The sequence below is a fragment of the Pandoraea captiosa genome (assembly GCF_902459775.1).
GTDB classification, from domain to species: Bacteria; Pseudomonadota; Gammaproteobacteria; order Burkholderiales; family Burkholderiaceae; genus Pandoraea; species Pandoraea captiosa.
This window is the reverse complement of record NZ_CABPSQ010000001.1, coordinates 636,752-660,810: the sequence shown is the minus strand read 5'-3', so window position 1 is coordinate 660,810 and position 24,059 is coordinate 636,752. Positions and strand designations below refer to the sequence as shown.

Below are 24,059 nucleotides of genomic sequence, written 5' to 3'. Positions count from 1 at the left end.
AAACTGCGCTTTAGAGGGCGACGTCCATAAAAACTGCTTGGGGGGACGTCGATTTACCGCCTAGCATTCAATCGAACGTTTGAATGAAACATCGGTTCTTTGAGATGACGTAGCCCGACGCTCACCGTCCTTACTGTGCGCAACGCGCCACGTCCCACTGGAGGTTCGTCGTGAATCCTCGCGTCTCGGCCGGTCGACAAGCCGGCGACACCAAACTGCGCATCCTCGATGCCGCAGAAGATCTATTTATCGAATTCGGCTACGAAGCCATGTCCCTGCGCCAAATCACCTCGCGCGCCGAGGTCAATCTGGCGGCCGTGAATTACCACTTCGGTAGCAAGGAAACATTGCTTCAGGCCATGCTCTCGCGCCGGCTCGACCGACTCAACGACGAGCGCCTGGCGCTGCTCACCCGCGCGGAGGCCGTCTGGCCCGCCCCGCAATTGACGTGTGAACACGTGCTGGGCGCCATGTTCATCCCGGCGCTGGCCATTTCCCATCATCGCGACATCGGTGGTCCGGCGTTTCTGAGATTGCTCGGTCGCGTCTACGCCGATCCGTCTCCCTTTATCCGAGACTACCTGCAGCAGCACTATGCGCCAGTGTTCGAGCGCTTCTTCGAAGCCTTTGCGCGGGCGCTTCCCGAATTGCCGCGCCAGGAACTCGGCTGGCGTCTTCACTTTGCACTGCAGGCGCTATCGGGCGTGCTCGCGAGCAGCGACACGTCCCGCCTGATCGATACCTTTGCACAAGGCCAGCCGATGGGCGACCTGCAAGTCGTGGCAAGGCTCACCGCGCTGATGGTCGCGGCGCTCAAGGCGCCGATGCCCGGAGAGGAGCAACTGGCGAGCTTCGCAGCGGTATTCGCGCTTGCGAAAGACGCCGATGTCACGCCCCCTCGCGAAGCGGGTCAGGTGGCAGGCACGTCGCCCGATCAGGCAAATGACGACGGCCTGGCGTCGAGCGACCGCTCGCTCGCCAGCGCCTGAATGCCTGAGTGCAGAAGTATGTGAGCGCGTAAGCACTTGACGGCAGGGCAAGCCCCCCACGCGGCGCGCCGTGCGGTCGAACCGAGGGCTTTGCCGCCCGCCATGGACCGCACGCCGCTACGCTCGCGGCGCAAGGGGTCGACGGCCAACCGCCGCGCACTTCCAGCACTTCCCATTTTCGACGCTTTACTCGAATTCCCGGCGCACCAACCGGTCGCCGAACGATCCAATAAGAACGCCGGCCCGAACTGCGCGCGACGCCAGCGGAACCCGGCAAACGGCAAGAGGACGACAGCCCCGGGCATAACACGCGCAGTTCACCGTGCGCGTGATATGCGGCGTGTTGTACGGCGTGTAGTGCGACGCGTGAGTGCGACGTGTGGTGCGGCGCGCTGTACGAGCACAGCCCGAAGATCGCCTGCCGGGATGCCGAACCCAAGGGAGGAGAAAATGATGGCCGTATGGATTGTCGCGTTTGTCGTGGGCGTGAGCGCCCTGCTTTTCTATCGTGCACACGCCTGGCAATGGCTCATTGCGACCGTGCTGTGGGTGGGCGTCGGCGTCGTATCCGGGCTGACGGGCGCACTCGCCGCCGCGGTGCTCGGTATTGCGTTCATTCTTCCCGCCCTCATTCTCAGCATTGGTCCGCTGCGCCGCGCGTGGATCACCGCGCCGATGCTCGCTAAGTTCCGGACCATCATGCCGGAAATGTCGGATACCGAAAAAGATGCCATCGAGGCCGGCACCGTCTGGTGGGATGCCGATCTCTTCTCGGGACAGCCCGATTGGCGGAAATTCGCGGCCATGCCCGCGCCGGCGCTCTCCGCCGAAGAACAAGCCTTCATGGACAATCAGGTCGAGCACCTTTGCGACCTGTCCAACGACTGGGAAAGCACGCAGGTCTGGCAGGACCTGCCGCCCAAAGCCTGGCAATACGCGAAGGAAGCCGGCTTCCTCGGCATGATCATTCCAAAGCGCTACGGCGGCCTTGAATTCTCTGCCTACGCGCATTCGCAGGTGGTCATGAAGCTCGCGTCGCGCTGCTCGGCCGCCGCCGTCTCGGTCATGGTGCCGAACTCGCTCGGGCCGGCCGAACTGCTGCTGCACTACGGGACGCAGGCGCAGAAAGACCATTACCTGCCGCGACTGGCCAGGGGAGAGGAAATTCCTTGCTTCGCCCTCACGAGCCCCTACGCCGGGTCGGACGCCGCCGCCATTCCCGATGTCGGCATCGTCTGTCGAGGCATGCACGAAGGACGCGAAACGCTCGGCTTTCGCGTCACATGGAACAAGCGCTACATCACCCTCGGCCCCATTGCGACGGTGCTCGGTCTCGCCTTTCGCGCCCTCGATCCGGAACACCTGCTCGGCGACGACGACGCGCCCGGCATTACCTGCGCATTGATCCCCACCACGCATCCGGGTGTGGTCATCGGCCGTCGCCACTGGCCGCTGAACGCCGTTTTCCAGAACGGCCCGAACTCGGGCACCGACGTCTTCATCCCCATCGACTGGGTGATCGGCGGTCAGGCGCAGGTCGGCAAAGGCTGGCGCATGCTGATGGAATGCCTCGCGGCGGGTCGGGCCATATCACTGCCGTCGTCCAACGTAGGCTACTCGAAGATCGCGGTGCGCGCGACGGGCGCCTACGCCGCCGTGCGTCGCCAGTTCCGCACGCCCATCGGCAAGTTCGAGGGCGTGCAGGAAGCGCTCGCGCGCATGGCCGGCAACCTTTACGCGATGGACGCCACCCGCCGTATGGCCGCGCTCGCCGTCGACCTCGGCGAGAAGCCATCCGTCATCTCGGCGATCGCGAAGTACCACGTGACCGAACGCGCCCGCAAGGTCGTGAACGACGGCATGGACGTCGTGGCGGGCAAGGGAATCTGCATGGGCCCGAACAACTTCCTCGCCCGCGCGTATCAACAGATTCCCGTGTCGATCACGGTTGAGGGCGCGAACATCATGACGCGATGCCTGATGATCTTCGGCCAGGGGGCGATTCGCTGCCATCCGTACGTACTCAAGGAACTCGCCGCCGCGCAAATGACCGACGAGAACGCCGCCGTGCGCGCCTTCGACGACGCCCTCTTCGGCCATCTGACTTTCGTCACGAGCAACATCGTGCGTGGTGCGCTGCAAGGGGTGACGCACGCGCGCTTTTCCGCCGTCCCGTCGGGTGCTGCGCCCGAGTTGCGGAGCTATTACCGCGCTGCAAACCGCATGTCGACGTTGCTTGCCATAGCCGCCGACATTTCGATGGCCGTGCTCGGTGGCTCGCTCAAGCGTCGGGAGAGCATCACCGGTCGCCTTGGCGACATTCTTTCCCAACTTTTCGTGCTGAGCGCCACGCTGAAGCGCTTCGAGGACGAAGGACGCCCCGAGGCCGACTTGCCGCTCGTGCATTGGGCGGCACAGGACGCGCTGTGGCAAGCGCGCGAGGCCTTCGAAGGTGTGCTGGCGAACTACCCTTCGCGCGGCGCGGCCTGGTGGATGCGTTGGAAGCTGATGCCGTTCGGACTGCCCTACGCGAAACCGTCGGACGCGTTATCCGCACGCGTCGCGCAGATCATGCAGACCCCGGGAGACGCACGCGAGCGACTCATCGCCGGCAGCTATTCGCCGAGCCCCGAAGTGGACGCGCTGGCGTATGGCGAAATCGTCTTCCAGATGACGCCCGAAGTCACCGCCATCGAGCAACGCCTGCGTACCGCGATCAAGGACGGCCATTTGCCGGTCATGCCGCAGAGCCTGCCCGAATTCACCGCATGGGTGGCCCACGCCGCGCAGTCGCAACGCATCAGCGACGAGGAGCGCCGCCTGCTCGCACAGTACGCCGACTATGCGGCAAAAGCCGTCGCGGTCGACGACTTCCCGGCCGATTTCGGCCGCGCGGCCGACATGCAGCAGGCCCGGCAACACGCCCCGGCAGATGAAGCGCTCACGTCCTGACTTCACCCGCCCGCCGATTGACAACACACTGAGGATGACCGCGCCGTGACGACGTCCGACCGATATCTTGCTTTCGCCAACTCCGCCGTCGGCAGCCGTCTGGCCGACGCGCTGGGCCTGCCGCGCCCGGTGCCGCTGGAGCGCATGCCCGACTACGGTGACGAGGTCGCCGAAGCACGCGCCATTCCCGCGCCGCTGGCCGTCGTCGGCGGCGCGGGCGAAGCGCCGTTGCTGCCGGGACTGGCCCGCGAACTGCACTGGCTGGGCATTCCGAGCCTCGCTCACGCCGGACGGCTCGACTGGATTTCGTATGCGAACAAGGCGGGCACGATGAGCGGGCGCTTCAATGCGAGCGAAGGTGTGCGCCCCAAGGCGCTGTTGTTCGACGCCAGCGACATTGCCGATACCGGCGCTCTGGAGACGCTCTACGCGTTTTTTCACGATACGCTGGCGTCGCTAGACCGATGCGGACGTGTCCTCGTGCTCGGCCTGCCCCCGTCGATGGCTGGCACGCCGAACGCCAGCACGGCGCAACGAGCCCTGGAAGGGTTCGTACGCTCGTTGGCCAAGGAGCTACGCCGTGGCGCAACGGCGCAGTTGCTCTACATCGCGCCGCGCGCGCGTGAATCCCTGCACTCGACGCTGCGCTTTTTCCTCTCGCCTCGCGCCGCGTATGTGAGCGGTCAGGCGATCACGCTACAGGACCCCGTATTCGAAACGCCGCCAATGCGCGACCGATGCCCGCTGGCCGGACAGGTCGCCGTCGTGACCGGCGCGGCACGTGGCATCGGCGAGGCCATTGCCACCGTCCTCGCGCGCGACGGCGCACACGTCGTCTGCGTCGATATCCCTGCCGCGCAGGACGCCCTGACCACCGTCGCCACGCGCCTGGACGGCAGCGCACTGGCCTGCGACATCACCTCGCCCGAAGCGGCGGCAACACTCCTCGCGCATTTGTCCACGCATGCCCCGCAAGGCCTGGACATCCTCGTGCACAACGCCGGCATCACTCGCGACAAAACGCTCGTGCGCATGAGCGACGCGCAGTGGCAAAGCGTGCTCGACATCAACGTCGGCGCGCCACAGCGTTTGAACTCCGCGTTGCTCGACGCGGGCGTGCTGCGCGAGAGCAGCCGGGTGGTGGGCGTCGCTTCGATCAGCGGCATTGCCGGGAATCGCGGACAGACCAACTACGCAACGTCGAAAGCGGCGGTGATCGGCATGGTCGAAGCGTGGGCGCCGAGACTCGCCGAGCGCCATATCAGCATCAACGCCGTCGCCCCGGGCTTCATCGAGACAAAGATGACCGCCGCCGTGCCGTTCGCGATCCGCGAGGCCGGGCGCCGCATGAACTCGCTCGGTCAGGGCGGCCAGCCAGTCGACGTGGCCGAAGCCATCGCCTGGCTCGCGCATCCCGCGTCGGGCGCACTCACCGGGCAGGTCGTACGCGTTTGCGGCCAGAGCCTGCTGGGAGCCTGACCATGCCCAATGACCGTACGGACATCGTCCCCGTGGCGCAGGTCACGCAGGTCACCTATCTGCCTTCGCCCCTGGCGCTGTACGTGCGCGCCTTGCTGTCGTCTCGCAAACCGGCCCGGGCGCAACCCATGCCGACGCTGGCATTCGAGCGCCGCAATGTACCGCTCGATGCCGGGGACATCGCACGTTACGCCCTCCTCTGCGGCTTTTCGGAAGCAAACGGCGTGCCGGTGACGTGGCCGCATCTGCTCGCTTTCCCGCTGCATATGCTGCTCATGACCGATCGCGCCTTCCCGTTCGCCATGCTCGGCATGGTGCATCTGGCGAATCGCATCCGGCAGCACGCGGCACTTCACGTGGGTGAGCGACTCACGCTCGACGTGCGATGCGGCCCGCTGTACGCCCACGACAAGGGGCAGGTTTTCACGGTGGTGACGACCGCACGCAGGAACGGCATCGTCGTGTGGACCGGCGAGAGCCTTTACCTCAGAACGGGCGTGCGCGACGCGCTCGGCGCGCCTTATCGCGCAGAACTCGCCGCCGACGACGCCATGACGAAATCCGCCACGTGGCGGGTGCCCGCCGATCTGGGCCGCCAATACGCCCGCGTCTCCGGCGATTACAACCCGATCCATCTGTGGCCGTTCACCGCGAAGCTGTTCGGCTTTGCGCGGCCGATCATTCACGGGATGTGGAGTTTTGCGCGCACGGTCGCAGCCATGGACTCGATTCCTTCCACCTCGCCGATCTCCCCGACCCCGCCGGGCGACGGCGCGAAGCTCGACCTGCTCGTGGAATTCAAGACCCCCGTGCTGCTTCCCGGCGAGATCACCCTTTGGCGTGCCGCCGACGGCGAGCGCGTCGAGTTGCGGGATGCCGCCGGCACGGTGCCGCACTTGCGCGCATGCTGGCGCAACGTCGCCACCGCGCCTTTCAGCGAACCGACTTCTTCGACTCCGGACCTCTCATGAGCGCCTTCAAACCTACTGCGCCCGCCCCTGCCCTGCGCCGCGTTGCGATCCTCGGCGGCAACCGCATCCCGTTCGCCCGCTCGAATACGGCGTACGCCACGGCGTCGAATCAAGACATGCTCACGGCGGCGATTCAGGGCCTCGTGGACCGCTTCGAACTGCACGGACAGACGCTGGGCGAAGTCGCCGCCGGCGCGGTGCTCAAGCACGCCCGGGATTTCAACCTAACGCGCGAAGCCGTGTTGTCGACCACCCTCGCCGCCCAAACCCCGGCCTACGATGTTCAGCAGGCGTGCGGCACCGGACTGGAGACGGCCATTCTCACGGGCAACAAGATCGCGCTCGGTCAGATCGATGTCGCGATCGCCGGTGGCGTCGATACGGCCTCTGACGCGCCCATCGGCGTGAACGAGAAGCTGCGCAAGATCCTGCTCGAAGCGAACCGGCAACGCAGCACCGGCGGCAAGCTCGGCGCGCTGGCGAAGGTGCGTCCGGGCATGTTGTTCAACCCCGCCTTGCCGCGCAATGGCGAACCGCGCACCGGACTGTCGATGGGTGAGCATTGCGAGTGGATGGCCAAGCGCTGGGAGATCGAGCGCGCCGCACAGGATGCCCTTACGCTGGCGAGTCACGAACATCTGGCCGAAGCGTACGACCGCGGCTTCTTCCTCGATCTCATGACGCCGTTCCGAGGCTTGCAGCGCGACAACAACCTGCGCCCCGAACTCACGCTCGAGAAGCTCGCCAGCCTCAAGCCGGTCTTCGACCGGAGCGCGACGGGCACACTCACTGCGGGCAACTCGACACCGCTGACCGACGGGGCGTCGTGCGTGCTGCTCGCCAGCGAAGACTGGGCGAAGGCGCACGACATTCCCGTACTCGCTTACCTGACGTATTCGCAAACGGCGGCCGTCGACTTCTTCAATCCGGACGAATCGCAGCGCGAAGGGTTGTTGATGGCGCCGGTCTACGCCGTGCCGCGCCTGCTCGCACAGGCCGGGCTCACGTTGCAGGACTTCGATTTCTACGAGATCCATGAAGCCTTCGCCGCGCAGGTACTGTGCACGCTCAAGGCCTGGGAAGACCCGGTTTATTGCCGCGACAGGCTCGGCCTGACTGCGCCACTGGGCAGCATCGACCGTCAGCGCCTGAACGTGAACGGCAGCTCGCTCGCGTGCGGACATCCGTTCGCGGCGACCGGTGGACGCATTCTGGCCACCCTCGCCAAGCTGCTCGCCCAACGCGGCGGGGGCCGTGGCCTGATCTCCATCTGCGCCGCGGGCGGGCAAGGGGTGGTCGCGATGGTGGAGCGCTAAGCGAGCTGGCTCGGCATCGGAACATCACAAGAACACTACAAGAACACAACGAGAACGTCGCGCTATCGCATGCCATCGCGGTAGACGCCATCGTCGAGAGACAAAGTCACACAGGGGCATTGAAAAAAAACGCCGCCGCGCGACACCGGCCGATCGTCCATCGGCAATGTTGCGGGAGCCGTTCGTCTGCGTCATTGGGCGACGAGGGCCGCGGGCAATGGCGGCGAACAAAAAAGTGTAGACATTTTCCATGGAGACAACGATGGATCAAGCCGTCCAAGAGGAACGCGTATGGCTAAAGGCCTACCCGCCCGGGGTGCCTGCGGACATCGACGTGAATCGTTACACGTCGCTCGTACAGGCATTTGACGAATGGATCGACAAGTATCGTGAGCGCATCGCGTTCGTGAGTCTCGGCAGCGAAATGACCTATGCCGAAGTCTCACGTCAGGCTTACGCCTTCGCAGCGTGGCTGCAGGCGCATGGCGTGAGAAAGGGGGATCGCGTCGCGCTCATGATGCCCAACTGCTTCCAGTACCCCATTTGCCTGTTCGGCACGCTCATCGCAGGCGCCGTGGTCGTCAACGTCAATCCGCTTTACACGGCCCGTGAGCTCAAGCATCAGTTGCAGGACAGCGGCGCGCAGACGATTGTCGTCTTCGAGAACTTCGCAAAGACCTTGCAGGAAGCCATCGACGGCACGCAGGTACGCCATGTCCTTGTCACCCAGATCGGAGACTTGCTGGGCGCGGGCGCGAATCTCAAAGGCCGCGCGGTCAACTTCCTGATGCGACGGGTTGCGAAGCAGGTACCGCCCTACCGTCTGCCGCAGGCGATCCCGTTGCGCCGGGCCCTCGCAGACGGTGCGACACGCAAGGTCACCCCCGTTCCGATTGTCCGTGAAGACCTCGCCTTCCTTCAGTACACGGGCGGGACCACCGGCGTGGCGAAGGGCGCCATGCTCTCGCACGGCAACGTGCTGGCGAACCTGCTGCAAACGGAAGCGTGGGCGGCCGATCAGCTCGACGGCGATATCGAAGTCAATCTGTCGCTGCTGCCGATGTATCACATCCTCTCGCTCACCGTGAATTGTCTCGTGTTCATGAGTCTGGGCGGACGCAACATCCTGATTGCGAATCCGCGCGATGTGAAAAAGGTGGTCTACATCATCCGCAACGAAACGTTCACGGGCGTGACCGGCGTGAATACGCTGTTCAACGGCTTACTGGAAAACGCGGAGTTTCGCGCGCGCGACTTCTCGAAACTGAAGCTCTCGCTCGCGGGCGGCATGGCCACGCAACGCGCGATTGCCGAGCGATGGAAGCAGGTCACCGGCAAGCCGATCATCGAGGGTTACGGGCTCACGGAATGTTCGCCGATCGTGACGATGAATCCGGTCGATATCGCGCACATGGACGCCTGCGAATTCACCGGGTCCATCGGCCTGCCCGCCCCGTCGACCGACGTGCGCTTCAAGCGCGACGACGGGACCTGGGCGCCGATCGGCGAGCCGGGCGAGCTGTGCGTGCGTGGCCCGCAAGTCATGAGCGGGTACTGGAATCGCCCGGAAGAGACCGCCCGAACGTTCGACGCCGATGGGTGGTTGCTCACGGGTGATGTCGGGGTCATGGACGAGCGCGGTTACGTGCGGCTCATCGACCGCAAGAAGGACATGATTCTCGTCTCGGGCTTCAACGTCTATCCGAACGAGATCGAAGACGTTGTGATGCTGCACCCCGGCGTGCGCGAAGCAGCGGTGGTGGGCGTGCCCGACCCGGTGGCGGGCGAGCGCGTGAAGCTCGTGGTTGTCGCGAAGGATCCGCAACTGAGCGCCGAGGAGATATCGGCGCACTGTCGCAAGCATCTGACCGCGTACAAGGTGCCGCGCATCATCGAATTTCGTCAGGGTGAATTACCGAAGACGACCGTCGGCAAGATTCTGCGGCGCGAATTGCGCGAACCGGCTCGCGGTTGAGGGAGATAACGACATGACGATTCATGCTTTGGCTCCGGCGATCGGCCACCAGCGCTACCTCCGCCATCATTCGCCCCATGCCCCATATGCCCCTTATGCACGCCATGCAAAGCGCATCCTGTTCACGTTCGCGCTCCTGCCAGTCGCCATCGCCGTCGGGGTGGTGAGCGCATCGTACGCCGTCGCACAAACTACACCTACCTCACCTACCGCCCCCACCGCCCCAACCGGACCCGCCGACAACCCGACCAGCGCGCCAGCGGGTGCCGCCACGCCGGATCCCGACGTCGCCAAAATCGCTGCGTTGCCGGTCCCCGCGCAAACGCAGTGGCTCTCGCGCACGATCAAGAGCGGCGAGCTGGCGAAGATGAGCGACGACCAGATCGTCGCGCGCATGCAGGCCATTCACCCCGACACCCTCGTCCGATTCCTCAAGGCCGAAGCTGCCGCGCTGCCCGAGTATCAGTACGAGCTCACGCGCCATGAGCGCATCAACAATCAGTGGCAGGCAACGCCCGATCGCATGCTGGTGAAGATTCGCGAAAACCCGCTGCAGATCTATGCAAAGTGGCTTCCCGACGGCGCGCATGCAGGACAGGAGATCATTTACGACGAGACGAAGAAGCCCAAGGAAATGTACGGCCATCTTGGCGGCATTCTGGGCTTTACGTCGATCTGGAGCAGTATCGACGGCTCGCTCGCGCGCTCGCAGTCGAACCACACCGTGCGTGACCTGGGATTCGGGTTTATCGCCGAGCAGATCGCCCACGACGGCAAGAGTTTTCGCGCGGCCGGGCTGTCCGAGAAGCCCGCCAGAACATCGGTGTCCGAAGTGAATGGCGTGCGCGTGCTGGCATTGGAATGGGACGCCCCGTCCGGACCGCCACAGCACTACGCCAACAAGTCGCGGGTGCTGCTCGACCTGAAGACGGGCCGTCCGCGAGGCATCGAAGCCTGGGACGCCTCGGGCCAGAAGATCGAAGAGATGCACTTCGAAAAAGTCCGCAAAGAACAGTGGACGGATGCCACGTTCGATCCGAAGAACCCCGACTACAAGTTCTGACGCGCCCCCCGCCCGAAAGCGCCACATGCCGGAACGACGAAAGCCCGCCACCCTGCAACGAGGGGGCGGGCTTTCGCCAATCCGTCCATAGAACCGACCGGTCTACCGGACGCGTGACACACCGACGCCGCCGTGTGTCACGCCCCGCTCAGGTCTGCGGCAACTCGATCTTCACTTCGAGCACTTCCAGGTTGTCCTGATGCTCGACACTGACCTTGATGTCGTCTTGCGCGATTTTCACGTACTTGGAGATGACGGCGACCAGCTCGCGCTGCAACGCGGGCAAGTAATCTGCCGGCGGCGACGAGCCCGCGCGTTCGTGCGCCAGAATGATCTGCAGGCGCTCTTTGGCAACGGCGGCGGTCTTTTTCTTCTCCCCCAGGAGGAAAGACAGGAAGGACATGGGCGCTCCTTACTTCGAGCCGAAAATGCGCTGCAACAGGCCCGGCTTTTGATAGTCGGTAAAGCGCATGGGCTTGTCTTCGCCCTTGAATCGGCTCACCACGTCGCGATAGGCATCGGCCACATCCGTGCCGTCCAGATGGATGGCAGGCGTGCCCTGGTTCGAGGCATGGAGCACCGACTCCGATTCCGGAATCACGCCAATGAGCTTGATTCGCAGAATTTCCTGAATGTCCTCCAGCGACAACATCTGACCGTCGTTCACGCGTTTGGGGTTGTAACGCGTAATCAGCAGATGCTCCTTGATCGGCTCGCTGCCTTCGATGGCGCGCTTCGTCTTCGAGGACAGAATGCCCAGAATGCGGTCCGAATCGCGCACCGACGACACTTCCGGGTTCGTCACCACGAGCGCTTCGTCGGCGAAGTGCATCGCCAGCAGTGCGCCCGACTCGATACCGGCCGGCGAATCGCACACGATGTATTCGAAGCCCATGTCGGTCAGGTCCTTGATGACCTTCTCCACACCAGCTTGCGTGAGTGCGTCCTTGTCCCGCGTTTGCGAGGCGGGCAGGATGAACAGGTTCTCGCAGGACTTGTCCTTGATGAGCGCCTGATTGAGGTTGGCTTCGCCCTGAATCACGTTGATCAGGTCGTACACCACGCGGCGCTCGCAACCCATGATGAGGTCGAGATTGCGCAGGCCGACGTCGAAATCGATGACTGCCGTCTTGTGCCCCTGCAAGGCGAGGCCGGCGGAAAAGCTGGCGCTGGTCGTCGTCTTGCCGACACCACCCTTGCCAGAGGTCACCACAATCACTTTTGCCATCTGTCGATGCCTTCCCAAACTTGAGGATGAAATTAGCTACGAATCATTTGAGCCCAAGGGGCTCGAAAATCAGTTTGTCGTCTACCAGCCGCACCTGCACCGACCGCCCCTGCACGTCAGGCGGCAAGGCATATTCGCCAGTCCGGTAAATACCGGCGATGGAAATCAGCTCGGGCTCCAGGCAAGTGCAGAAGATGCGCGCGTCGAGCTTGCCCTTCACGCCTGCCAGCGCCCGTCCCCGCAGCGGCGCGTAAATGTGAATATTACCTTCCGCGATCACCTCGGCCCCGTAACTGACGAGATCGAGGATGATCAGATCACCCTTCGCGTAGACCTGCTGGCCCGAACGCAAAGGCTTGTCGATGATCGTCGAGGGAATCGCCGAGGCTTCCGCGACCACCGGTGCGGCTTGTGCCGGTTCGGCATCGGCGGGCACCTCGGTGTCGCGATTCGCGCGCGGCGCACGGCGCTCATGGCGCTCGTGACTGTCCAGACGCGGAAGGCCTTCCACCACGGCCCACTCGGCCTGCTCGGTGTTCACAACGACACCGATCGGCTTCATGCGGAATTCGGCCAGCATTTCGGCCAACGCAGGCACGGCGACGCGCTCGTCGCCCGCCAGACGCCGCACGTCGATGGCGACCGTGTCGCCGGCAAAAAACTCCGGAGTCGCTTCGAAACGTTGCGCCAACTCGGTGCGCAAGGTGTCCAGCTCAGGCGTCTTGACAACGAAATGCAGGGTATCTACGGCACCGCTGCGTAACTCGAAGTACGGCGTTTTCTTTTGCGGCATGTCAGGTTGTTGTGCGCGAATTGCTGGCAAATTGGACCATTCTACCGTCCCTTGGCTACCTGCAAACCGCTAATAAGCAGGGCAACACCGCAAATTGCCCAAAAATCACCATTGCTGCGATGCAATACGGCGGTGCATTTTGTATACGTTGCTTGCGTCGCAAAATGCTAGCCGATTGACACGGCAATGTCATCCGTCCGGCCTATTCTGTGCGTGGGAAAGTCCCATACGAGACGTGCTGCATAGCAGCATCGAAAGTACGAATTTTGTCGCGCAAGCGGCTTTTTCGTGACCTATCCTTAAAGTCCCTGACGAGGGACCCCCAGTGGAACCGCAAACCGGGAGACGAAGATGCTGAGTCATCATGAATTTGCCACCCTGATGCTGGTCAAGGAAGCTCCGGAGCAAGTGGAGCTGGATCGCCCGGACCTCGAATCGTTGCTCGAGAGCAAACTGATCGAGTGGGAAGAGTTGGAAGCGGGGAAGAAGTCGCCGCGTCTGACCGTCCAGGGCAAGTACTTCCTTCAGGCCGTTGCCTGAGCGCCCAGCCAGTTGTTAAGGTGTCTTAAGTCGCAAAAAAGCCCGCCGGAAGGCGGGCTTTTCATTGTCCGGGGCGCCTGCCCCGGCAAACGCCGACACGATTTACCCATGCCGGATATCACGACGATGGCGCCGCCACGTGTGCCGCGCCGTCGGATGCTCCCGACACCAATTGCGATCTGCCAGCCAGGCCACTGCGGCACCGACCACCAGCGCAATCAACAACATCCCAATCAAGCTCCCTGTAAGCATAGCGGCCTCCTAACTTCGACATGGCGGGATGGCACGTTTTCATTCTAGGCAATCCCTATCGAAATAGGTACTCGAAAGTGATCCGGGTATACCGCGTTTGCGCACGTTCAAAGTCGACGCAAGATCAGGACCGGGAAATTGATGCATCGCAACAATTTCCCGCGCAAACAACGCGCCTCAGGCAATGGCGCCGCCCGCGTCGATGAGCACCGTGGAGCCTGTCGCACTCGGGGTGCCCGCCAGATACAGGATGGTGTTTGCAACGTCCTCGGCCGCCACGACACGACGCGCAGGCAAACGCTCGGCCGCCTGGCGATACATCGCCTCGCGGTCCGCTTCGGCGAGCTTGTTCCAGAGCGGCGTGATAGTCAGCCCCGGCGAGACCGTGTTAACACGCACCGGCGAGAGCTCAAGCGCCAGTCCGCGCCCCAGCGCTTCGACCGCCGCGTTGATCGCCCCCTGCACCACCGACGACGTGCTGGGTCGCACGCTCAGATAACCGGACGTCAGCGTGAGCGAACCGCCGTCTTCGATGCGAGCAAACTTGGCCACGTGATAAGTGCCCCAGAACTTGCTGTCGAACGCCGCATGGGCGTCCGCCAACGAGAGCTTGCGCACCTGTCCTGTCGGCGTTTGTGCGGCGGAGATCACTACGTGGTGCCACGGCGCGTGATCGGCAAAGAACCGCTCGATAGCGGCCACGTCGCCGGTATCGAGCGTGACCGCCCGGGCGCTGCTGCCGATGGTGGCGAGCGCGTCGTCGAGCTTGGCCTGACTGCGCGACGCGATGGTCACCGCCGCCCCCGCCTTGGCAAACGCCTGCGCCGCCGCGCGGCCGATACCGGAACTGCCGCCGATCACCAGCACCCGCTGGCCTTCGAAGTCAAACATGCTGTCACTCCAGAGAGGAAAAAGGGAACCGCGACGTCGCCATCGTGCGATCGGCGATGTCATGGGACTATTGTGATCCCTATCCACGCAGACGATAATCCCTCAAAAAACTGAATGACTCTCTTCAAATTTTTGACAATGGCGCTGCAATGATCGATCAGACGCTGGACCTCGCGCTCTTCGACCGGGTCGTGTCGACCGGAAGCCTGTCGGCTGCGGCCCGTGAGATGGGCCTGTCGCTCGCGGTCGTGAGCAAACGGCTCGGGTTGCTGGAGCAACGACTGGGGGTGCGACTGCTCAACCGCACCACGCGCAGGCAGGCACTGACCGAAGCGGGACAGGTCTTTCACGCCTGCTGCCAGCGGATTCTGGCCGAAATTGCGGAGACCGAACGGTTGATGACCCGACAGGCGGGCACCGTCGGCGGGGTTTTACGCATCAGTGCACCGCGCGCCTTCGGCCGCCGTCATCTCACGCCGCTGCTCGTGGCGTTTCGCGAGCAGCATCCGGATGTCAAAGTGCAGATGTCGCTAAGCGACCTGTGGGTCGATCTGGTGGCGCAAGGCATCGATGTCGCGATCCGCGTGGGCACCCTGCCCGACTCCAGCCTCGTGGCGCAGGAATTGGCGCCGAACTATCGGGTACTGGTGGCTTCGCCCGACTACCTGGCACAGCACGGCACGCCGTCGGACGTCGGCGACTTGCAACGCCACGACTGCATCCTGTTCGGCAATGCACCGCACGGCGACTGGCGATTCGTATCGGGATCCGAAACGTTGCGCGTACAAGTGCCCGACACCTACCTGGTGGATGACGGCGACGCGGCGCATCAACTGGCACTGCACGGCGCAGGCATTACGCAAAAATCGATCTGGGATGTGGGCGACGATATTCGCGAGGGCCGGCTCGTGCGCGTGCTGCCCGCGCTTCAGATTCCAGCCTCGCCGTTGCATGCCGTGTACCCGCACAGCCGTCATCAGGCGCCACGTACACGCGTGTTCGTCGAGTTCTTGCGAGACCGCTTGCGCGCGACGTGGCGCTGGCCCGTGCACTGACGGGCCCGCTTGACGCGCAGCACCTCGATCACGCCGTCGTGTCGCGCTCGGCCGCCCCCTCAAGGGCCTCGCGCCCCGCTGCCAGCAAGGCGTCGGACAACGCCGGGTCCACCCCAACGACAGCGCGCGAGAGCACGAGCGAGCCCACCATCTGAGCGAATCGCGCCATGGCGTGCCGGGACGCCTGCTCGCGGGTGAGCCCCTTCGCCACGCCCGCTTCCGTCATCCGTTCGAGTGAATCCGCCAATCCTTTGGCATAGCACGCTTGCGCCTCGTCGCCTATGCGCGGCACGTCGCCCGCGAACCCCGCTACGGGACAGCCGCAAGCCACGTCGTCGCGATGCGCCGTGGACAAATACGTCTCCACGCTCATCTTCGGCGCCGTCCCTGCGGCCAAATCTGCCTGGCGCTGCGCCAACATCGCATCGTTGGCCTCCATCGCCCGCGCCATCACCGCCGCCACCAGTGCATCCTTCGACTTGAAGTGGTTGTAGAAGCCGCCTTGCGTAAACCCGGCTTCTTTCATCAGCGCCGTCAGTCCGACGGCGTCAACGCCACGCTCGCGAAATAACCGGTCGGCCGCCTTGACGATCGCCTCGCGATTGCCTGCCGCCTGCTCCCTCGAAATCCCCATTTCCCACTTCCTCCTGCGCACTGGCCGACGGCGCCCCAATCGCGTCTATCGGCGTCATCGAAAAAGACAATGTCGATCACCATTGACACGACGCACCGCCAGTCGGCACAATGCGCCTCAATGACGATGGCGATCACAATTGTCATGAAGTATAGCTGAAACCGTCAGAACCGTTAGCCGCCTGCCCTTTGCGGCACGGCCCATTTACCGTATTGGAGTCATGCAATGCAGATCAAAGATGCCGTCGTATTCGTCACCGGTGCCAACCGGGGCCTTGGACTGGAGTTCGCCAAACAGGCGCTGGCCCTCGGCGCGAAAAAGGTATACGCAGGTTCACGCGACCCGTCGAAGGTGACGCTACCGGGCGTGATTCCGGTCAAACTCGACGTGAACAACGCCGACGACGTGGCGGCTGCCGCCAGCCTGGCAGGCGACGTCACCCTGCTTGTCAACAATGCCGGTGTCGCCAGCGTCTCCGAGGGCCTGACCCGCCCGGGCTCGGCGAAGCTGCTGCGCGACACGCTGGAGACCAATCTGTTCGGCGTACTCGCCATGACGCAGGCGTTCGCGCCGGTCCTGGGGCGCAACGGCGGTGGCGCCTTGCTGAACGTCTTGTCTGTCGTGAGCTGGGTCAATTCCCGCGTGATTTCCGAATATTCGATCACGAAGTCGGCGGCGTGGTCGCTGACCAACGGCGTGCGTCATGAATTGCGTGAACAGAAGACCCAGGTCGTCGGTCTGCATGCCGGCTACATCGACACCGATCTGACGAGCGGCTTCGACGTCGAAAAAACCACGCCGTCGGACGTCGTGCGTCAGGCTTACGCGGCCATCGAGGCCGGCGAACTGGAAGTGCACGTCGACGACACGACGCGTGCGGTCAAACAGGGATTGTCGCAAGGCATTTACCTGATCGATCCGTCTGCCCAGTCGTAAGCTGGCAAGCCCATAAGCCCATAAGCCCGCGAGCCCGGTCGTAAGCCCGGTCGCAAAAAAAACGCCGCGACATCCGGAAGGTATCGCGGCGTTCGGCCTTCGTGCCGGGACAGCCTGGCGCTCAGGCGGCCTTGTCCATCTGGCGTTCGCCACCCACGGCTTCGACCAGGTCGTCGAGCATGCGGGCGAGTTCACCGGTCATGAGGGCCACGTCCGCGTCGAACTTCTCCGCCTCGCCTTCGGCGGTCGGATCGGCGGCGTCCTTGATGATGTCGAGCGGCGTCACTCGCTTGATGATGAACGCGTCGGTCAACACGAACGAAATGCGGTCGTTCCACGTCATCGCCAGCTTCGTGCAGCGCTTGCCGGCTTCGATGTGCTGACGCACGTCGGCGCCGTCGAGCGGGTGAGCCACGTAACGCACGGCGGCCTTCTCGTCCGTGTTCGAGCGCAGTTCCACGTCCTGATCGACGGTAAAGCCGGCCGGCGCATCGTTACCGGCGAGCCACGACGTCATCACGGCGACCGGCGCTTCGTTGAGTTCGACGTTCTCGAGAACGATGTCCAGCGTCTTGAGCAACAGGCTGCGCACTTCGTCGGCCTTCGCAGGCGAGGCCGCGTCGATCACCAGCCAGCGGTTGACCGGATCGATCCACACGCGCGTGTCGCGGCGAATGCCGAACGCACGCGGCAGCAGTTCGTCGGTGACCTGCTCCTTGAGCTCGCGCATTTGCTTGCGGCCGGGCTTGAAGCCCTGCTGCTCTTCGAGTTCGAGCGCCTTGGCGCGCGTGACCTGATTGACGACGGTCGTCGGCAGCAGCTTCTTCTCGGCGCGATAGGCCAGCAGAAACTGACGGTTGATGCTGTGCACGAGTTCGCCGCCTTCGCGCGGCGGCGCCCAGCCCTGCACCTGCATTTCGAGGCTGCCGCCCTCACGAAAGGCGTGCTTCTCGAGCGCCTCTTCCATTTGCGCGACGCTCATGGACCAACCGGCAGGAATTCTGTGCAACTGAAGATTCTTGAACCACATCGGCATCACCGCAAAATCAAAAGCAGCGATTTTACCAGTGCCGGGAGGTACGGCGAAGTGCGGTAACCCGAATCGCGCAAGATGAGCGCCGAAGTCGTCAGAGGAAGCGGTCGAGAATCTTCCTGCTGGCCTTGTCCAGCGCGCCTGAATCGCGAATCAGGAAGTGAATGCCGTGGTTGTCGGTAATGAGCAGCGTCTGCCCGCCGAGCCGGCGGATGTCCTCTTCACCGCGCAGCACGAACGACGCCTCGCCACGATTCGTCTCGACGGTCCACGTGCTCGGCGTGGCATAGGTCGACACGCCTTTGATGCGTAACACCTCGGGCATGAACTCTCGCGCGGCGAGTTCGTCGCGCACGAGCGCACGCATGTCCTCGGGCAGCGCATCCACCGAATCGAGCCAGACGAGCTCGCGCCCTTCCGTGCTCACGAGCGCCAGCCCCTCGTCGGGTGCGGCAATCGGAAAGGCGCGCACGGGCACGATACCTTCATGCGCGACGCCCTCGGCGTCAGTCAGCACCAGACGTCCGAAGGCGTTGCGCGACAGGGTGAAATCGATCTGCATAAATAGCTTCGCGAACGGTTCAGTGGACGGTCAGTTGACGGAGAGCGGTTGTGCCGGCGCGGCCGTAACGGCCGCCACCGTGGCAGCCGCTTCGGCGGACTCGACAACGGCGTCGATATCCGTATCGACATTGCGCTGCTGCGCCTGATAAAGCTTGTAGTAAGCGCCTTCGCGAGCGATCAGTTCGTCGTGATTGCCGACTTCGACGATCTTGCCGCGATCGAGCACCACGAGCCGGTCGGCCTTGCGAAGTGTCGACAAACGGTGCGCGATGGCAATCGTCGTACGCCCCTTGACGAGGTTGTCGAGCGCCTTCTGAATTTCCTTTTCCGTGGCGGTATCCACCGACGACGTCGCTTCGTCCAGAATCAGAATTCGCGGATCGATCAGCAAAGCGCGGGCAATGGAAATACGCTGACGCTCACCGCCCGAGAGTGCCTGACCGCGCTCGCCCACGAGCGAGTCGTAGCCATGCGGCAGGCGCAGGATGAATTCATGCGCGTGCGCGGCGCGCGCGGCGGCCACGATCTCGGCGCGCGTGGCATTGGGCTTGCCGTAGGCGATGTTCTCCGCGATCGTGCCGAAGAACAGGAACGGCTCCTGCAACACCAGGCCGACATTTCGACGGAAATCCGACACCGGCAGCGCACGAATGTCCACGCCGTCGATCTGGATCGAGCCCTCCGCCACGTCGTAGAAGCGGCAGATCAGGTTCACCAGCGTGCTCTTGCCCGAGCCGCTGTGACCGACCAGCCCGATCATCTCGCCCGGCGCGATGCGCAGATCCATGCCGCGGATCACAGCGCGATTGCCGTAGCGGAACCCGATGTCGCGCAGATCGATGGCGCCCTTCACTTCTTTCAGATGCACCGGATTGACCGGCTCCGGCACGTTCGACACGTGATCGAGAATGTCGAAGATACGCTTGGCGCCGGCCGCCGCCTTTTGCGTCACCGAGACGATGCGGCTCATCGAATCGAGACGCGTGTAAAAGCGGCTGATATAGGTCAGGAACGCCGCCAGGACACCCACCGTGATTTCGTGCTTGGACACCTGCCAGATACCGAAGACCCAGACGACCAGCAACCCGACTTCCGTGAGGAACGTCACCGTCGGGGTGAACAGCGACCAGACCTTGTTGACCCGGTCGTTGACCATGAGGTTGTGGCGGTTCGCTTCCTTGAAGCGCGCCACCTCGCGGTTTTCCTGTGCGAACGCCTTCACCACCCGAATGCCCGGAATCGTGTCGGCGAGCACATTGGTGATCTCCGACCAGATACGGTCGACCTTCTCGAAGCCGTGACGCAGACGGTCACGCACCAGATGGATGAGCCAGGCGATGAACGGCAGCGGCAACAGCGTGACGAGCGCCAGCCACGGATTGATCGACACGAGAATGACGGCCGTCATGACGATCATGAGCACGTCGGTCGCGAAGTCGAGCAGGTGCAGCGACAGGAAGACACAGATGCGATCGCTCTCGGAGCCGATGCGCGCCATCAGGTCGCCCGTGCGCTTGCCGCCGAAGTACTCCAGCGAGAGGCGCAACAGATGGGAGTAGGTTGCCGTGCGCAGGTCGGCGCCGATACGCTCCGACACCTTGGCCAGCAAATAGGTACGCGCCCATCCCAGCACCCACGCCACCACGCCTGCGCCGAGCAGCCCAGACAAATACATTCCCACCAGGTGGTAATCGATGGGCTGGCCGTTCTGGAACGGAATGAGCACGTTGTCCATCAGCGGCATCGTCAGATACGGCGGGATCAGCGTGGCGCCGGTGGCGCACAGAGTGAGAAGAAACCCGGCCAATAACTGAAAGCGATACGGACGGGCGAAGCGCCACAATCGCAGCAATGCCCATGTCGACGGCGGGGCTTCTACCTCCGGGTTGCACTGCGGACATTCCTCGGCGCCCGGCGGCAATTCCGCCTGACAAATTGGGCAAACCCCCACCTCATGCGGCAAATCGTTCGAGGCGCGCCCCGCAACCAGCGCATCGCGCTGGCGCATGATCGTGTCCATCAGCGTGAGCGCTGCCGGATTGTGGCCCAGCGTATAGCGCCAGTTCGCCAGTTTCCTTGTCGCGTCGCACAGTTCCAGCGAGCCAACGCCCGCATGGTCGGTATGCGAGAGCGACAGGTCGGCGCGGTACGGCCACGACTGCCAGTTGCCCGACGGCGTGTCGCGGCGCGCCTCCCGGGCGAAGATCCGGCGATCGGTCGCGACAACGACACCCCGCGCAAAGTGCAGTTGGGCGTCCAGGTCCACGCTCAGCCACGCCAGCACGGCCTCGCCGTCGGCCAGTTGGGCGCTCAGATCGAGGTACCAGGGTTCGGCGGCGGCGTTGCGCGCGGGTGTCGCCGGGGACGGCGGCGCGGAGGGATCTTTCGAGGCGGCGGCGGAAGAAGCCGCTTGGGCGGAGGTGTCGGTCATTGATGCGGCAGACGTGTCCTCAAGGGGCGGACATCGAGGCAAACGGAGAAAAATCGACGCGGACTTTCCCTGTCAGGTCCGCAAAATTGCCGCAAGTATAACCACAGCGACGCTTTTTGCGGCACGGAGTTCCAGCATGACACGGTGCAGCATCGAAATATTGTTGCGGGTGTCAACCGTTTACGGATTTTTTGCGTTAAGCATCCAGTTAACTGTAAGAGCGCGACCGGCTGTGCCGCCTGAAATCGGCCTCGCCGGCTTCTACGTACCCGCCCTGACGCGTGAATTAAAGCCTTAGATGAAAAAGAAAGACATTGAGATTTTCGATGTCCTGTCGCTGCGCGGACCGAATATGTGGACATATCGGCCGGTGCTTGAGGCATGGGTCGATATCGGTGAACTCGAAGCGTTCCCGTCCAATAAGATCCCGGGGTTCCCCGAGCGGCTGTCCGAATGGCTGCCGACCCTCATCGAGCATCGTTGCAGCATCGGCGAGCGCGGTGGTTTCCTTCAGCGTCTGCGCGAAGGCACCTGGCCCGGCCACATCCTCGAACATGTCACGCTCGAACTCCAGAACCTCGCCGGCATGCCCGGTGGCTTTGGCAAGGCCCGCGAGACCCCGATCTCCGGCGTCTACAAGGTCATCGTGCGGGCCTGGCATGAAGACGTGACCCGCGCGGCGTTGTTCGCCGCGCGCGATCTGGTCATGGCGGCCATCGAAGATCGTCCCTACGACGTCGAGGCTGCCGTGGAAGAACTGCGCAATCTGGTCGACAAGCACTGTCTTGGCCCGAGCACCGCGTGCATCGTGGACGCCGCCGACGACCGCGACATTCCGCATCTTCGCCTGTCGGACGGCAATCTCGTGCAACTGGGCTACGGCGCGGCCGCCCGTCGGATCTGGACGGCCGAGACCGACCGCACCCCGGCGATCGCCGAGAGCATCTCGCGCGACAAGGACCTAACCAAGCAACTGCTCGAGTCCTGCGGCGTGCCGGTGCCGGAAGGCCGTCTGGTCGACAGCGCGGAAGACGCCTGGGAGGCGGCCGAAGACATCGGCCTGCCGGTAGTCGTCAAGCCGTACGACGGCAATCATGGCCGTGGCGTGTTCATCAATCTCACCACACGAGAAGAAGTCACGACCGCGTTCGACGTGGCGCTCGAAGAAGGCAACGGCGTGATCGTCGAGCGCTTCGTACCGGGGCTTGAACACCGCCTGCTGGTCGTGGGCGGACGCGTGGTGGCCGCCGCGATGGGCGAAATGGCCTCGGTGGTGGGCGACGGCCAACATACCGTCTCGGAACTCATCGAGCAGCAAATCAACAGCGACCCGCGTCGCGGCAGCGCGGAAGACCAGCCGCTCAACCGTGTGCGCATCGACTCGTCGGCCCGGCTTGAGCTCAAGCGTCAGGGCTTCGATGCCGACTCCGTCCCGCCGCAAGGCAAGAACGTGCTGATCCAGCGCAACGGCAACGTCGCCTTCGACGTCACCGACCGCGTGCACCCGAGCGTCGCCGCACACGCGTCGCTGGCCGCACGTATCGTCGGCCTGGACATCGCCGGCGTCGATCTGGTCGCCGAAGACATCTCCCGCCCGCTCGCCGAACAACGCGGCGCCATCGTGGAAGTCAATGCCGGCCCGGGTCTGCTCATGCATCTGAAGCCCGCCGACGGCGCACCGCGCCCGGTCGGCCGTGCCATCGTCGATCACCTGTTCCCCGACGGCGACACCGGACGCATTCCGGTGGTCGGCATTACCGGCACGAACGGCAAGACCGTTACGGCACGTCTGCTCACGCATTTGCTGCAACTGGCCGGCGAACATACCGGTCTGGCGTGCAGCGATGGCCTGTTCCTCGACAAGCGCCTCGTGCAACGTGGCGACTGCGCCAACTGGGACGCCGCGAACCGCGTGCTAATGAACGCGAGTGTTACGGCCGCCGTCTTCGAGAACGACAACACCGCCATTCTGTCCGAGGGCCTCGCCTACGACCGCTGCCAGGTCGGCATCGTGACGAACATCGACCGTCCGGATCATCTCGGTCAGTACTTCGTCGAAGACGTCGACCGCATGTTCAGCGTACTGCGCACCCAGGTGGACGTGGTGTTGCCGGACGGCGTGGCCGTGCTCAACGCCCGTGATCCGCTGGTCGTGGAAATGGCCGAGCTGTGCGATGGCGACGTGATCTTCTTCGGGCTGGACGAACAACTGCCGGCAATCGTGGCCCACCGCGCCGCAGGCAAGCGCGTGGTGTTCGTGCGTAATGGTCAGGTGATCCTCGCCACCGGTTCCGAAGAAACGAATCTCGGATCGACGGCGAACATGCCGCTGACCTACGCCGGACGCGTCGCCTTCCAGGTGGAAAACGTATTGGCTGCGGTCGCGGCCGCGTGGTCGATGGGCGTGGCGCTCGACATTCTGCGCACGGGCGTGACGACCTTTGACGTCGGTCAGGTCGATGCACCGGGCCGGTTCACGCTGTTCGAGAAGCAAGGCGCGACCGTGATCGTCGACGATGCGCACAACGCCCCGGCGTTGACAGCGCTGGCTGCCGCCCTCGCTTCGCTGCCCGCCGAGCGCCGCATGGTGGTGTACGGCCCGGGCGCCGACCGCATGGACGAGGATCTTCAGGCGCAAGGCAAGCTGCTCGCGCAGACGTTCGATCGTGTCGTGCTTTGCGACGACCTGAGCGTCAAGCAAAAACGCGCGTCGAACGAGTCGCGCGCCCAACTGCGCGCAGGCATCGACGCCGCAGGCCGCAAGGTGCAGGTCACGGACGCCGGCGAGCGCCGCGCCGCCGCCGAAGCCGCACTCGCCCAGCTCGCGAGCGGCGATCTGCTCGTGTTGCAGGCCGACGAAGGCGGCGCCAGCGCCATGCTCGAGCTCGTGCATCTGTGGATGGGTCAACCGATGCGAGCACTGGCCGCCTGAGGCAAAACCGTCAGGAGCGGCGCCC

Annotated in this window: 19 protein-coding genes; 11 read left to right on the top strand and 8 right to left on the bottom strand. The window is 63.9% G+C overall.

What is annotated here, in order from left to right; translation table 11 throughout:
* Window positions 1-170 precede the first annotated feature (170 nt).
* The 7 genes from PCA31118_RS02840 (at window position 171) to PCA31118_RS02810 (ending at window position 10,745) form a co-directional block, all read left to right on the top strand.
* Window positions 171-989 carry a TetR/AcrR family transcriptional regulator gene (locus PCA31118_RS02840; RefSeq protein WP_150622756.1) on the top strand — a complete coding sequence of 273 codons (819 nt, stop codon included), beginning with the start codon at window positions 171-173 and terminating at the stop codon, window positions 987-989.
* A gap of 453 nt (window positions 990-1,442) precedes the next feature.
* Complete coding sequence (locus PCA31118_RS02835; RefSeq protein ID WP_425495320.1) at window positions 1,443-3,941, top strand: acyl-CoA dehydrogenase; 2,499 nt, start codon at window positions 1,443-1,445, stop codon at window positions 3,939-3,941.
* Window positions 3,942-3,986: 45 nt separating this feature from the next.
* On the top strand, window positions 3,987-5,420 hold the full coding sequence (locus tag PCA31118_RS02830) for a 3-oxoacyl-ACP reductase (protein WP_150622752.1): 1,434 nt from the start codon (window positions 3,987-3,989) through the stop codon (window positions 5,418-5,420).
* A gap of 2 nt (window positions 5,421-5,422) precedes the next feature.
* A complete protein-coding gene (locus tag PCA31118_RS02825) occupies window positions 5,423-6,391 on the top strand; it encodes a MaoC family dehydratase (RefSeq protein ID WP_150622750.1) in 969 nt (322 codons plus the stop codon).
* Window positions 6,388-7,707 (top strand): acetyl-CoA C-acetyltransferase, encoded by a 1,320-nt coding sequence (locus tag PCA31118_RS02820; protein WP_150622748.1) that lies wholly within the window; start codon window positions 6,388-6,390, stop codon window positions 7,705-7,707. Before PCA31118_RS02825 ends, PCA31118_RS02820 begins: the two co-directional genes overlap by 4 nt.
* A 250-nt stretch (window positions 7,708-7,957) precedes the next feature.
* Complete coding sequence (locus PCA31118_RS02815) at window positions 7,958-9,682, top strand: AMP-binding protein (RefSeq protein WP_425495311.1); 1,725 nt, start codon at window positions 7,958-7,960, stop codon at window positions 9,680-9,682.
* A 13-nt stretch (window positions 9,683-9,695) separates the two neighbouring features.
* Window positions 9,696-10,745 carry a DUF1571 domain-containing protein gene (locus tag PCA31118_RS02810; protein WP_150622744.1) on the top strand — a complete coding sequence of 350 codons (1,050 nt, stop codon included), beginning with the start codon at window positions 9,696-9,698 and terminating at the stop codon, window positions 10,743-10,745.
* 148 nt (window positions 10,746-10,893) lie between these two features.
* On the opposite strand, the gene minE is transcribed toward PCA31118_RS02810, so the two are convergent.
* Genes minE through minC form a run of 3 tightly spaced genes read right to left on the bottom strand, consistent with a single transcriptional unit; the run spans window position 10,894 to window position 12,766 of the window.
* Window positions 10,894-11,148 carry a cell division topological specificity factor MinE gene (gene minE / locus PCA31118_RS02805; RefSeq protein ID WP_010808102.1) on the bottom strand — a complete coding sequence of 85 codons (255 nt, stop codon included), beginning with the start codon at window positions 11,146-11,148 and terminating at the stop codon, window positions 10,894-10,896.
* 9 nt (window positions 11,149-11,157) lie between these two features.
* Window positions 11,158-11,973: a septum site-determining protein MinD gene (gene minD, locus PCA31118_RS02800; protein ID WP_044456013.1), complete on the bottom strand. Its 816-nt coding sequence runs from the start codon at window positions 11,971-11,973 to the stop codon at window positions 11,158-11,160.
* Between the two features lie 43 nt (window positions 11,974-12,016).
* Window positions 12,017-12,766 (bottom strand): septum site-determining protein MinC, encoded by a 750-nt coding sequence (gene minC, locus PCA31118_RS02795; protein ID WP_150622742.1) that lies wholly within the window; start codon window positions 12,764-12,766, stop codon window positions 12,017-12,019.
* A gap of 351 nt (window positions 12,767-13,117) precedes the next feature.
* Here minC and PCA31118_RS02790 point away from each other — a divergent pair, with 351 nt between their 5' ends.
* Entirely contained in the window at window positions 13,118-13,306 is a 189-nt protein-coding gene (locus PCA31118_RS02790) for a hypothetical protein (RefSeq protein ID WP_044456015.1), read from the top strand.
* Between the two features lie 429 nt (window positions 13,307-13,735).
* Here PCA31118_RS02790 and PCA31118_RS02785 read toward each other — a convergent pair whose 3' ends face one another.
* Entirely contained in the window at window positions 13,736-14,449 is a 714-nt protein-coding gene (locus PCA31118_RS02785; protein WP_150622740.1) for an SDR family oxidoreductase, read from the bottom strand.
* Between the two features lie 149 nt (window positions 14,450-14,598).
* Between PCA31118_RS02785 and PCA31118_RS02780 the strand changes: the two genes are divergently transcribed.
* Complete coding sequence (locus PCA31118_RS02780) at window positions 14,599-15,504, top strand: LysR family transcriptional regulator (RefSeq protein WP_150622738.1); 906 nt, start codon at window positions 14,599-14,601, stop codon at window positions 15,502-15,504.
* A 28-nt stretch (window positions 15,505-15,532) separates the two neighbouring features.
* On the opposite strand, the gene PCA31118_RS02775 is transcribed toward PCA31118_RS02780, so the two are convergent.
* Entirely contained in the window at window positions 15,533-16,138 is a 606-nt protein-coding gene (locus PCA31118_RS02775) for a TetR/AcrR family transcriptional regulator (RefSeq protein WP_150622736.1), read from the bottom strand.
* A 225-nt stretch (window positions 16,139-16,363) separates the two neighbouring features.
* Here PCA31118_RS02775 and PCA31118_RS02770 point away from each other — a divergent pair, with 225 nt between their 5' ends.
* Entirely contained in the window at window positions 16,364-17,074 is a 711-nt protein-coding gene (locus tag PCA31118_RS02770) for an SDR family oxidoreductase (RefSeq protein ID WP_150622734.1), read from the top strand.
* A 121-nt stretch (window positions 17,075-17,195) separates the two neighbouring features.
* Here the strand turns inward: PCA31118_RS02770 and PCA31118_RS02765 are convergent, their stop codons facing one another.
* From PCA31118_RS02765 to PCA31118_RS02755, 3 genes are all read right to left on the bottom strand, one after another.
* Entirely contained in the window at window positions 17,196-18,104 is a 909-nt protein-coding gene (locus PCA31118_RS02765; RefSeq protein WP_150622732.1) for a recombination-associated protein RdgC, read from the bottom strand.
* 97 nt (window positions 18,105-18,201) lie between these two features.
* Entirely contained in the window at window positions 18,202-18,669 is a 468-nt protein-coding gene (locus PCA31118_RS02760) for a cyanophycin metabolism-associated DUF1854 family protein (RefSeq protein ID WP_150622730.1), read from the bottom strand.
* 30 nt (window positions 18,670-18,699) lie between these two features.
* Entirely contained in the window at window positions 18,700-21,102 is a 2,403-nt protein-coding gene (locus PCA31118_RS02755; RefSeq protein WP_150622728.1) for a cyanophycin metabolism-associated ABC transporter, read from the bottom strand.
* A gap of 298 nt (window positions 21,103-21,400) precedes the next feature.
* Between PCA31118_RS02755 and cphA the strand changes: the two genes are divergently transcribed.
* Entirely contained in the window at window positions 21,401-24,034 is a 2,634-nt protein-coding gene (gene cphA / locus PCA31118_RS02750; RefSeq protein WP_150622726.1) for a cyanophycin synthetase, read from the top strand.
* Window positions 24,035-24,059: the final 25 nt, after the last annotated feature.